The organism is Pseudomonas sp. SJZ103, assembly GCF_007828335.1.
In the GTDB taxonomy this organism is placed as follows: Bacteria; Pseudomonadota; Gammaproteobacteria; order Pseudomonadales; family Pseudomonadaceae; genus Aquipseudomonas.
This window is the reverse complement of sequence record NZ_VIUN01000002.1, coordinates 31,415-43,362: the sequence shown is the minus strand read 5'-3', so window position 1 is coordinate 43,362 and position 11,948 is coordinate 31,415. Positions and strand designations below refer to the sequence as shown.

Here is an 11,948-nt window from a genome sequence, read left to right as displayed (position 1 = left end):
GACCTGGCAGTGCACGCCTATCGCTGCCTTACTGCGATTTGCGAACCCGCAGGTACCACTCGGAGAGCAGTCGTACCTGTTTGTCGGTGTAGCCGCGCTCGACCATTCGTGTGACGAAGTCGTTGTGTTTTTGCTGGTCCTCCTTGCTGGCCTTGGCGTTGAAGCTGATGACCGGCAGCAGATCCTCGGTGTTGGAGAACATTTTCTTCTCGATGACCACCCGCAGCTTCTCGTAGCTGAGCCAGGTGGGATTCTTGCCGTTGTTGTTGGCGCGGGCGCGCAGTACGAAGTTGACGATTTCGTTGCGGAAATCCTTCGGATTGCTGATGCCGGCGGGTTTTTCGATCTTCTCCAATTCTTCGTTTAGGGCTACGCGGTTGAGGATTTCGCCGGTTTCCGGGTCGCGGTATTCCTGGTCCTGGATCCAGAAGTCCGCATACAGCACGTAGCGGTCGAAGATGTTCTGGCCGTACTCGCTGTAGGACTCCAGGTACGCGGTCTGGATTTCCTTGCCGATAAACTCTATGTAGCGCGGCGCGAGGTATTCCTTGAGGAAGCGCAGGTAGCGTTCGCGGGTTTCCGCCTGGAATTGTTCCTGTTCGATCTGCTGCTCCAGCACATACAGCAGGTGCACCGGGTTGGCGGCGATCTCGTGGGGGTCGAAGTTGAAGACCTTGGACAGGATCTTGAACGCAAAGCGCGTCGACAGGCCGTTCATGCCTTCATCCACGCCCGCTGTGTCGCGGTATTCCTGGATCGACTTGGCCTTGGGATCGGTGTCCTTGAGGTTTTCGCCGTCGTACACACGCATCTTCGAATAGATATTCGAGTTTTCCGGCTCCTTGAGACGCGACAGCACGGTGAACTGGGCGAGCATCTTCAGGGTGTCGGGTGCGCAGTGGGCCTTGGCCAGTGAGCTATTGAACAGCAGCTTGTCATAGATCTTGATTTCATCGCTGACCCGCAGGCAGTAAGGCACCTTGACGATATAGATCCGGTCGATGAAGGCTTCGTTGTTCTTGTTGTTGCGGAAGGTGTGCCATTCCGATTCGTTGGAGTGAGCCAGCAGGATCCCTGTGAACGGAATCGCGCCCAGGCCTTCAGTACTGTTGTAGTTGCCTTCCTGGGTGGCGGTGAGCAGTGGGTGCAGCACCTTGATCGGCGCCTTGAACATTTCCACGAATTCCATCAGGCCCTGGTTGGCCCGGCACAGTGCACCCGAGTAGCTGTAGGCGTCGGCGTCGTTCTGCGGGAATTCCTCCAGTTTACGGATATCGACCTTGCCCACCAGCGCCGAAATGTCCTGGTTGTTCTCATCGCCCGGTTCGGTCTTGGCCACGCCGATCTGGTTGAGGATCGACGGGTAGAGTTTCACCACGCGGAACTGGCTGATGTCGCCGCCGAACTCGGCCAGGCGCTTGGTGGCCCAGGGCGACATGATGGTGTTGAGGTAACGTCGTGGGATGCCGAAGTCTTCTTCGAGGATCGCGCCATCTTCCGTGGCGTTGAACAGGCCCAGGGGCGACTCGAAGACCGGTGAGCCCTTGATGGCGTAGAAGGGCACCTTCTCGATCAGTTGCTTGAGTTTTTCGGCCAGGGACGATTTACCACCGCCAACGGGGCCGAGCAGGTAGAGGATCTGTTTCTTCTCTTCCAGGCCCTGAGCGGCGTGGCGGAAGTAGGAGACGATCTGGTCGATGCATTCTTCCATCCCGTGGAAGTCTTCAAAGGCCGGATAGCGGCGGATCACCTTGTTGGAAAATATTCGCGACAGGCGCGAATTATTGGCGGTTTCCACCAGCTCCGGCTCGCCAATCGCCAATAGCAGGCGTTCGGCGGCAGACGCGTAGGTGCTGCGATCCTGTTTGCACAGCTCGAGATACTCCTGAAGCGTGAGTTCTTCCTGCTGTGTGGATGCGAAGCGTTGTTGGAAGTGGCTAAAAATACTCATGACGTCGTCACCTCGCTCGATACGTGGAGCCGACGCCGGATCTATCAGTCGATGCTGGCAGTCATTGACGAACGCCAATGGCCGTTTTCCCCCCAGAACACCCTAAACGCTACCGATGACCCGCACGCCGGTGTACCGGCTCTCCCCTGATTCGGATGGCCTGCGCTTAAGGATAGTCGGAATCGGAGAGGGCAAGGGACGATGAGCAATTAGTTTGCCTGCGCCGTTCGTCAGAAACGGCGCGAGCCCAAGCGTCACGCGGGGTAGCGGTGTGTGAAAAAAATTATTGCGAATCGCCGGATGAAATTTCTGCAGGATAGGTCGTACGCCATAGCTCAAAGCCGCCGTCCAGGCTATAGACGTCGGAGAAGCCCTGGCTGATCAGGTAGGCGGCGGCGCTTTGGCTGGAATTGCCGTGGTAGCAGGCCACGATCACCGGCGCGTCAAGGTCGGCGGCGCGGATGAAATCGGCGATGTTGACGTTGTCCAGGTGCTGGGCGCCGGCGATGTGAGCGGCGGCGTAAGTAGGCTGGTCGCGGATATCGACCACCACCGCACCTTGCTCGCGCAGGGCTTGGGCTTGTTCGGGAGGGATACGTTTGAATTCGCTCATGGTGGGCTCCTTGTGCATGGCTGCGGGGACTAGCGTTTGGCGGCAGCTGGCAGTGTAACGGGAAGGGGAGATTCGCACTGGCAGCTCAGGCGCTCGCCGGTGTCGATGTTCATCAAGGTCATGGCGCCGCCCCACACGCAGCCGGTGTCGAGGGCAAACACGCCAGGTTCGTCGCACTTGCCTTCAAGGGCCGCCCAGTGACCAAAGATGATCCTGGTGTCGCGGGTCTTGCGTTCCTTGTGGGCAAACCACGGTTTGTAGCCGGGCAGCGCCGTGTCGGCGCCTTCCTTGCTCTTGAGGTCCAGCTTGCCCTCGGCAGTGCAGAAGCGCATGCGTGTGAAATAGTTGGTAATCACCCGTAGGCGGGCCGCGCCAGTGAGGTCGTTGTCCCACTTCACTGGCTCGTTGCCATACATGCCGTCGAGGTAGGCGGTGTACAGGCTGTCATCGGCCAGGGCGTTTTCGACTTCGGCGGCGCACTTGAGGGCTTTTTTCAGCGTCCACTGCGGCGGGATACCCGCATGGACCAAGGCCATATTGCGGCTTTCGTCGTAATGCATGATCTTTTGCCGACGCAGCCAGTCAAGCAGTTGCGCGCGATCTGGCGCTTCGAGGATTTCGCGCAAGGTATCGCCCTTTTTCAGGCGCTCGATGTTACTGCCGGCCGCCAGCAGGTGCAGGTCATGGTTGCCCAGTACGCACACCAGGGAATCGCGCACGCTATACAGGTAACGTAGCGTTTCCAGGGACTCGGGGCCGCGATTGACCAAGTCGCCTACCAGCCACAGGCGATCATTCGCCGGGTCGAAGGCCACCCGTTCAAGCAGGCACTTGAGGGGCTCCAGGCAGCCTTGCAGGTCGCCGACCGCGTACGTTGCCATCAGTGCAGGGACCCTGGTACGGCGAGGCGAAAAGGCTTGATGATGGCGTCGAACAGTTTGCCGTCAGTGGCTTTCATCTGATACGAGCCTTGCATGGTGCCGACCTTGGAGGTCATTACCGTGCCGCTGCTGTAGGTGTGGCTGGCGCCGATGTCGATCAACGGTTGTTGGCCGACAACGCCTGCGCCGCGAACTTCCTCGACCTGACCGTCACCGTCGGTGATCACCCAGTGGCGTGACAGCAGCTTGGCCGGCACCTGGCCGTTGTTTTTCACCGTGATGGTGTAGGCAAAGGCGAAGCGGTTCTGTTCAGGTTGCGATTGGTCCGCCAGGAAGCGGGTGACGACGCTGACGTCGATCTGGTAGCGAGGATCGGACATGCAAGAGGCCTTAAAAGCAAAAGCGGAGGACAGCAGATGCGGATCAGTCTAGGCCAAGAGGTGGGCACTAGGCCAGACATGTGTCTGGCCATGCCTGGGTGCTTCAGTCGGCGGACGGCGCAGGCTGGATGGCAAGCTGGTCGGCCAGACGCACGAACGCGGCCAGGTCCAGTTGCTCGGGGCGCAGGCTGCCGTCGACGCCGGCGGCTTCGATCTCGGCGTTGCTCAGCAGCGCCTTGAGCGTGTTGCGCAGGGTCTTGCGGCGTTGGTTGAACGCTTCACGTACCACGCGTTCCAGCAATTTGTGATCCTTGGCCGGGTGCGGCAGTACGGCGTGAGGCACCAGGCGCACGATGGCCGAATCGACCTTCGGCGGTGGGTTGAACGCACCCGGGCCGACATTGAAAAGGTGTTCGACGCGGCAGTGGTACTGAACCATGATCGACAGGCGACCCCAATCACCACCACCTGGGCCGGCGGCCAGGCGTTCCACCACTTCTTTCTGCAGCATGAAGTGCATGTCGCGGATGATCCCGGCGTTGTTCAGCAGGTGGAAAATCAGCGGTGTGGAGATGTTGTACGGCAGGTTACCCACCACGCGCAGGCTGTTGGGCGCGGCGTTGAGGGTATTGAAGTCGAACTTCAGTGCATCGCCCTGATGCAGGTTGAAATTGGGCTTGTCGGCGAACTGCTGGTTGAGGATGGGGATCAGGTCCTTGTCCAGTTCAACCACGTCCAGTTGGCCGCCGCTGGCGAGCAAGCCTTGGGTCAGCGCGCCCTGGCCCGGGCCGATTTCCAGCAGACGGTCTTCTGGCTTGGCATGGATGGAGCGCAGGATACGGTCGATCACGCCAGCGTCGTGCAGGAAGTTTTGCCCGAAGCGCTTACGCGCCCGGTGTTGGTAATGCTCGGTCATATACGGGTCTCGGCCATCTGATAGGCGGTTTCCAGGGCCACGTGCAGGCTGCCGGTATCGATCTTGCCGCTGCCCGCCAGGTCCAGGGCGGTGCCATGGTCGACGGAGGTGCGGATGATCGGCAGGCCCAGCGTCACGTTGACCGCGGCGCCGAAACCTTTGTACTTCAGCACCGGCAGCCCCTGGTCATGGTACATCGCCAGCACTGCGTCGCAGTGCTCCAGATATTTTGGGGTAAACAGAGTGTCTGCTGGCAGTGGGCCGCGCAGGTCCATGCCTTCTTGGCGCAGACGCTCCAGGGTTGGTTCAATGATGTCTATTTCTTCATGGCCCAAGTGTCCGCCTTCGCCGGCGTGGGGGTTGAGCCCGCAGACCAGAATGCGCGGTTGGGCGATGCCGAATTTTTGTTGCAGGTCGGCATGCAGGATGCGCGTAACGCGCTCCACACGCTCGGCGGTGATGGCGTCGGCAATGTCGCGCAATGGCAGGTGCGTGGTCACCAGGGCGACCCGCAGGCCGCGTGTGGCCAGCATCATGACGACTTGAGCGGTGTTGGTCAGCTCGGCCAGGAATTCGGTATGGCCGGAAAACGCAATGCCCGATTCGTTGATCACGCCCTTGTGGACTGGCGCGGTGATCATGCCGGCGAAGTCGCCGTCGATGCAGCCTTGCCCCGCGCGGGTCAAGGTTTCCAGGACGAACGCCGCGTTGGCCTTGTCGAGTTTTCCGGCAACGACCTTGGCGTGCAGCGGGGTGTTCCACACATACAAGCTGCCAGCGGCTGCCGGCAGGTCGGGCCAGTTGCCCGGTGCCACGTCCAGCAGATTGACGACCACACCCAGCTGCGCGGCCCGCTCAAGGAGGAGGTCGCGGCTGGTAATGGCAATCAGGGGGTGAGGCTGGGGCTGCGAGGCGAGCAGCAGGCACAGGTCTGGACCAATGCCGGCCGGCTCGCCGGGTGTCACGGCGAAACGCTGGGGTTTCACGGAGCTGCCTGGTCGGTGCCTGTTTGCTCGGCGCCTGGCAGCTTGTTTTCCACGTAGGCTTCGTCACGGATCTGACGCAGCCAGGTTTGCAGCTCTTCGTCGTATTTGCGGTTACGCAGTACGTTCAGAGCCTGCTGCTCGCGGGCTTGGCTGGTGTTGTCGGTGGCGCGACGGCCAAGGACTTCCAGCACATGCCAGCCATATTGGGTTTTGAACGGCTTGGACAGTACGCCTTGCGGAGTATCGGCCATCACCTGCTGGAACTCGGGCACCAAGGCTTTCGGGTCGATCCAGTTAAGGTCGCCGCCGTTGAGGGCGGAACCTGGGTCTTCCGAGAAGCTCTTGGCCAGGGTGGCAAAGTCTTCACCGCTTTCGATGCGGTCATAGATCTTCTGGGCCAGTTCCTTGGTTTGTGCTTCGGTGCGAATTTCGCTTGGTTTGACCAGAATATGACGAACATGCACTTCGTCTTTCAGCGAGGTCTCGCCACCGCGACGTTCCAGCAACTTCAGGATGATGAAGCCGCCTGGGGTGCGGGCTGGCTGGGTGATGCCACCCACTTCCATGGCACTCAGTTCACGGTCGAACGGAGGTGGCAGTTGAGCAGCTTTACGCCAGCCCATATCGCCACCTTCAAGGGCGTTGTCGCTGCCGGACTGGGCAATGGCCATCTGGGCAAAGTCAGCACCGGCTTTCAGGCGATCATAGATAGCCTGGGTTTTCGCCGCTGCCGCGTTCAGTTGCTCGGAGTTGGCGCTGTCCGGGGTCGGGATCAGGATATTGGCCAGGTGCAGTTCTTCGGAAAGCTGCATCTTGCCCAAATCTGAGGCCAGGAAGTTCTTCACTTCCTGCTCGGACACCTGAACTCGCTCGGCAACACGACGCTGACGCACACGGCTGATGATCATTTCGCGGCGGATCTGGTCACGGGCGTCTTCATATGAAAGACCGTCGTGGGCCAGGGCTGCGCGGAATTGATCAATGCTCATGTTGTTGCGTTGAGCGATGGTGCCGACCGCCTGGTTCAGTTCTTCGTCCGAAATACGGATGCCGGAACGCTCGCCGATCTGCAGTTGCAGGTTTTCGACGATCAGGCGCTCCAGTACCTGTTGGTCCAGCACGCTGGTAGGTGGCACGCCACCGCCACGCTTGGCGATGGTTTGCTGCACTTCCTTGACGCGCTGGTCCAGTTGGCTCTGCATGATCACGTCGTTATCGACGATGGCCACTACTTTATCCAGTTGCTGAACCGCAGCGTGAGCCGATACGGTGCCCAGGAACAGCGCGCCCAGCACTAGCGGGCGCAGACAATCAGAAAGCTTGGTCTTCACGTTCACGATAACCTTCAATGCCTTTGTCGAGGAAGCTCTCTACCTTGGCGCCGGTCAGGCCGCCGAGTCCTTTGAGGACGATCTGCAGGAAGAGCCCGTGGTCACCCTTTTCGTTAAGCGGGGCGATCTGGCTGTATTCGTCGTTGGAAACCCAGTAACGGTTGATGACGCGCAGTTTCCAGCAGCAGTTGTCGTACTCGAAACCACCGAAGGCTTCCAGGGTACGGTTGCGAGCGTAGTCATACTGCCAGCGGGTGATCAGGTTCCACTGGGGAATGATCGGCCACATCATCGAGAAGTCGTGTTGTTGGATTTTGTAGTAATCCTTCACGAAGTTCGGATCGCCTGGCTGTCCGTAGTCACCGCCGAACTGCCATTTGCCGGTCAGCTGGTTGTAGACGACCTGGTCGTTACGATAGCGATAACCGACGTTGATGATCTTGTTCGGGTTGTCTTCCGGCTGGTAGTGAAGCATCGCGCTACCGGAACGAGGGCTGTGCTCCTCGGTGTCCCAGTTGTAGTCGGCAGTGGCGCGCCAGTCGCGGTTGAAGCGGAACTCGTAGTCCAGCGCAACAGGCGATACATCGGACTGCGCATCGGCACGGTCGGCTGCCAGCACGCCCGGCAGTTGAACTTCGCGGTCCTTGAAATACACAGCCTGGCCGACGCTGACGCGTTGACGTTCGAAGCCGTTTTCTTCGATCCAGCGGTTGGTCAGGCCGAGCGACAGTTTGTTCTCATCGCCGATGCGGTCGGAACCACTGAAGCGGTTGTCACGGAACAGCGAGGCGTAGCTGAACGAGTACTCGCTGGTATCAAAGACAGGAATATCGCTCTGGTCTTTGTTTGGAACGTAAAGGTAGAACGCACGCGGCTCCAGGGTCTGGCGATATTCCTTGCCGAACCAGTTGGTGTTGCGGTCGAAGTACAGGCCGCTGTCGACGCTGGCAATTGGAACGGCGCGGCTTTGAGAACTTTTGAATTCGTCCCCAGCAGCCAGCGAGTTCTTGCCGATGGTATCGAGATCGAGGTCGTACTTGGTGTAAACGTATTTCAGCTTCGGCGTGATGAAACCGTACGTCGTATTAAGCGGAAGCGAAATGCTCGGTGCCAGGTTCAGGCGCGTGCCGTTTGCGCGGGTCAGGCCCCTCACGTTGGTATCCAGTCGAGCGCTGGTGACACCGTCTTTATCGGTGAAGTCGCCGTTCTCAAGATCCCGATCAAATCTTACAGCTTCGGTTTCATAAGCGAACTGCAAGCCCCCCGGGCTGTAAGGTAGGGCACCATTGAAGGTGATCTGTGGCAGCCGGTCATACGGTGTGATCTGGGAAATCGTCGCCAGCTGATAAGCCTGGACATTCAAGCGCGCCTGGAAGGAGTCGCCGCGATAGGCCACGGAGCCCTGTTGGTTGACGAAGGTCCGGCTCTCAACACCCTCCTGATAGGACTTGAGGTCCTGGAAGTAGTAAGGGTCACTGATCTTGGTGTAGTCGACCTGGGTCAGTACACGCGAATCCAAGCCACCTTTGTGCTGCCAATTGAGCATGTAGCGGGTTTTGTCGTAATCGGTCTGCAGCTTGCGTTCGTCGCTGTCGTCGTTCAGGTACGCGCCGCCGAACTGACCTTCGCTGGACTTGGTGAGGTAGCGGAATTCGCCTTCCATCATCATGCCGCGCTTGGTCATGTATTGCGGGTACAACGTGGCATCGTAGTTTGGCGCCAGGTTGAAGTAGTACGGCGTGACCAGGGTGAAGCCGGTTTCGCTGCCGGTGCTGAAGCTCGGTGGCAGGAAGCCGGACTGACGACGGTCGTCGATCGGGAAATAGATGTAAGGGGTGTACAGGATCGGGATGTTCTTGATCCGCAACGTCGCGTTGGTGGCCGTACCGAAACCGGTGGCCGGGTTCAACGTTATGTTGTTGCCCTTGAGCTGCCAGGCGTTGCTGTCCGGCTCGCAGGTGGTGTACGTACCGTCCTTGAGACGGATGATCGCGTTTTCGGCGCGTTTGGCGTACAGCGCGTTACCGCGGATACGCGACTTGTGCATCACGTATTCGGCGTTGTCGATCTGCGCCGCGCCGGTGTCCAGCTGAACCTGGGCGTGGTCGCCGACGATCAAGGCGCCGTTGTCGCGCAGTCGCACGTTACCGTTCAGCTCACCACGGTTCTCGGCCTGATACAGGCTGGCTTCTTCCGACTCCAGCTGCATGCTGCCCTGGCGCATGACGACGTCACCGGCCAGGGTTGCGACTTGTTGTTCCTGCTCGTAACGAGAGGCCTTGGCACCGATGAAGGTGGGCGCATCGCTCTTGTTCGTCTTGTCGTTCATGCCAGGACGAGTTGGCTCGATGTACGCACCGCCGCAGTAAGGACCGGTTTCTGCCAGCTGGGCTGCGGTCAACTTTTCGCGAGGCACCCAGTCCAAGTGGCTGTAGTCGGCGCTGCGCGAACGCAGGCCACGGCCCTTGGACTCGGTGACCAGTGCGGTCTTCGGCTCGGCTTCGGCACTGCCGCCAGCGTCGGCCTGCGCCGTGCTGTTGGCCGAGCTGACGGCCGCGCCGTCATGCACCGGGCGCGGTGGCAATGGGGCGGCGGCGGTCTTCGGCGCGCAGTCCCAGGCACCCGAAGCAGAGACTGAGCAGTCATACTGTTCCGCGGCGACCACGAATGAGGTGGCGAAGGGTTGCATGGCCAGCAGACTGCCGGTTACCAGCAACGGAAATTTTCTACGAAACGCGGGGGATTTCAATGCCATCTTATTAGTCCGGGCTTCCTGCGTGCCATCTGCCCGCGGTTTGGGCCGCACGCCTCTCGATGGTCTGAAAGTTGGGTAGGAACAGACCATTTCTGGTCTGCTCCCCCCTAAAAACCGTACGTGCGCCTTTCAGCGCATACGGCTCAAGTCTTTACGAAGCCCCCCTTGGGGGAGCCGGTTTGTACACTGTTAGTCCACGAGCGTGAAGCTGCTGGTGGCAAATGGGATGCAATAGTACCCGGTTGTCCAGCGAGTCACCACCGCCTTGTGAGCGATAAATGATGTGGTGGTCGTGCCACCCAGTCTCCCTAGATATTGGGCTTTTGCATAGTACGCACAGTCCTTTTTGGGATTGAAATAGATGAAGAATTTGTTTGCGGTACTTCAATTTCCCGAGCATCCGGGACATCCGCAATGCCTCTCCCATTTCCTCCATAGAGGGATCAAACGGATTGAAATCCCCGCTGATCTTCCTGTGCCTCTCAATCGGCGTGGCCTCTAGGGCGTATAACCGAATTGCCTCTTTGCCTCCTGACTCCGTTATGACCGTGGTGGCGAACACCCAGCTTCGACTTTCATAGGTTTGGAAATACTTCTCCCTTACCCAGTCGAGACTTTTGTTTGGATGCCGCCTTTTCGCCCAACGCCAAAGCGCTTGGAATATTTGGTGGTCCATGCGGCTGTAAGCCTTCTTGGCGACCACAGGCTGGTGATACAGCGCCCAGCCTCGCAGTATCGGATTAAGCAGGCGGATCAACTCCTCCTGTTTCACCGCTTTGTTAGTACTGATGACTTCTTTTACCTTCCTATAGAACGCTTTCACGTTCTTTTTGGCAGGTTTGATCAGGAGTTTCCCTCCGTATTTGCGGAAATTCCAACCAAGGAAGTCGAAACCTTCATCTATGTGGACGACGTGGGTTTTCTCAAACGACAGCTGCAATCCTCGCACCGCGAGAAACCGCTCAACCCAAGGTTTGATCTCATTTTCGAGCATCTCTTTCGAGCTACCGGTAATCACAAAATCATCCGCATATCGCACCACGTTAATTTTCAGCTTCTTCGCCTTCGTCACGCCCAGGTGTTGCTTGAGCTGTGATTCCAGTCCATCCAGCACCAAATTCGCCAAGGTGGGCGAGATAATCCCGCCCTGTGGTGTACCGGCATTCGTTGCCTGTAGCTGGCCTTTGTGAATCACTCCAGCTTTCAACCATTTTCGGAGGATTTCTTTGTCCGTTGGGACATTTTCGATCAGCCAGTCATGGTTGATGTGGTCAAAGCAGCCTTTGATGTCCGCTTCCAAGACCCATTGGGCCGAAGCCTTCTTGGATAGACAAACGAACAACTGTCCCATCGCATCAGCCGTGGAGCGCTCGATCCGAAAGCCGTAGCTGTTTGGATCGCCGGTGGTTTCAGCGATAGGCGCCAGGGCTAGCAGGTATAGCGCCTGCATGGCTCTGTCAGTCATGGTTGGAATGCCCAGAGGGCGTTCCTTTCCATTCGACTTCGGGATAAACACACGCCGTAATGGCCGTGGTTTATACCCGTGGCGCTTCAACCCATTTGCCGCCTTCCACTTGGCATCGGGTGTATCCCAGAGCACGCGGTCGACTCCCGCCGTGCGCTTGCCCTGGTTTTCAGTGACTCTCCGTATGGCCAAATATCTGGCCGAACGAGAGCGGGTCAGCATCCGTTGCAGGGCTTTCACCCGGCGCCAATTGCCTTCCCGACAAGCCTTCGCAATCCGAATCTGCATCGCCCGTACGTTCTGCTGCACACGACACCAATCGATGTCATGCCAATGCTGCGGAACGCCAGAAGGCGCAGACCCGGCCAGTTGGCTAGGTACTAACATGCTGCCTTCCTCTCAAGTTTCCCCGAGCAGAAGACGTACGCATCCCCTGACGGGAATGGACGCTCCCGTCAGGAGTGGATGAATAAGAAGCCCATTACTGCCGGACTTCGAAGATGATTGAGACAGGTTTACTCAGCGTTCATGCGATAAAAGACCACGCAGAAGTCTGCCCGGTTTCCCGTGGGGTAATGTTCCAACCCCTATCCGCGCCATTACAGCCCGGCGTTCGCTTTTTCTGCGATCCCATACCCGCACAGCCAATAGATCCCCTTGCGGTTCACCT

At 58.7% G+C, this 11,948-nt stretch carries 9 protein-coding genes; all 9 read right to left on the bottom strand.

Annotated elements, in window-relative coordinates:
• Positions 1-28: 28 nt before the first annotated feature.
• Positions 29-1,951, bottom strand: coding sequence for a PrkA family serine protein kinase (locus FBY10_RS05460; protein ID WP_003194732.1), 1,923 nt, complete (start codon positions 1,949-1,951; stop codon positions 29-31).
• A gap of 283 nt (positions 1,952-2,234) precedes the next feature.
• Entirely contained in the window at positions 2,235-2,564 is a 330-nt protein-coding gene (glpE, locus tag FBY10_RS05455; RefSeq protein WP_131699122.1) for a thiosulfate sulfurtransferase GlpE, read from the bottom strand.
• A 29-nt stretch (positions 2,565-2,593) separates the two neighbouring features.
• The gene (locus FBY10_RS05450; protein ID WP_131699123.1) at positions 2,594-3,445 is read right to left on the bottom strand and encodes a symmetrical bis(5'-nucleosyl)-tetraphosphatase; all 852 of its coding nucleotides are present in this window, start codon (positions 3,443-3,445) and stop codon (positions 2,594-2,596) included.
• Positions 3,445-3,825 (bottom strand): Co2+/Mg2+ efflux protein ApaG, encoded by a 381-nt coding sequence (gene apaG / locus FBY10_RS05445; RefSeq protein ID WP_145336835.1) that lies wholly within the window; start codon positions 3,823-3,825, stop codon positions 3,445-3,447. The genes FBY10_RS05450 and apaG overlap by 1 nt, the downstream gene beginning before the upstream one ends.
• Positions 3,826-3,928: 103 nt before the next feature.
• Entirely contained in the window at positions 3,929-4,741 is an 813-nt protein-coding gene (gene rsmA / locus FBY10_RS05440) for a 16S rRNA (adenine(1518)-N(6)/adenine(1519)-N(6))-dimethyltransferase RsmA (RefSeq protein ID WP_131699124.1), read from the bottom strand.
• Complete coding sequence (gene pdxA, locus FBY10_RS05435; RefSeq protein ID WP_131699125.1) at positions 4,738-5,727, bottom strand: 4-hydroxythreonine-4-phosphate dehydrogenase PdxA; 990 nt, start codon at positions 5,725-5,727, stop codon at positions 4,738-4,740. The genes rsmA and pdxA overlap by 4 nt, the downstream gene beginning before the upstream one ends.
• Positions 5,724-7,064: a peptidylprolyl isomerase gene (locus FBY10_RS05430; protein ID WP_027605910.1), complete on the bottom strand. Its 1,341-nt coding sequence runs from the start codon at positions 7,062-7,064 to the stop codon at positions 5,724-5,726. The genes pdxA and FBY10_RS05430 overlap by 4 nt, the downstream gene beginning before the upstream one ends.
• Complete coding sequence (locus tag FBY10_RS05425; RefSeq protein WP_131699126.1) at positions 7,039-9,813, bottom strand: LPS-assembly protein LptD; 2,775 nt, start codon at positions 9,811-9,813, stop codon at positions 7,039-7,041. The genes FBY10_RS05430 and FBY10_RS05425 overlap by 26 nt, the downstream gene beginning before the upstream one ends.
• A gap of 151 nt (positions 9,814-9,964) precedes the next feature.
• A complete protein-coding gene (gene ltrA / locus FBY10_RS05420; protein WP_145336834.1) occupies positions 9,965-11,665 on the bottom strand; it encodes a group II intron reverse transcriptase/maturase in 1,701 nt (566 codons plus the stop codon).
• Between the last annotated feature and the right edge of the window lie 283 nt (positions 11,666-11,948).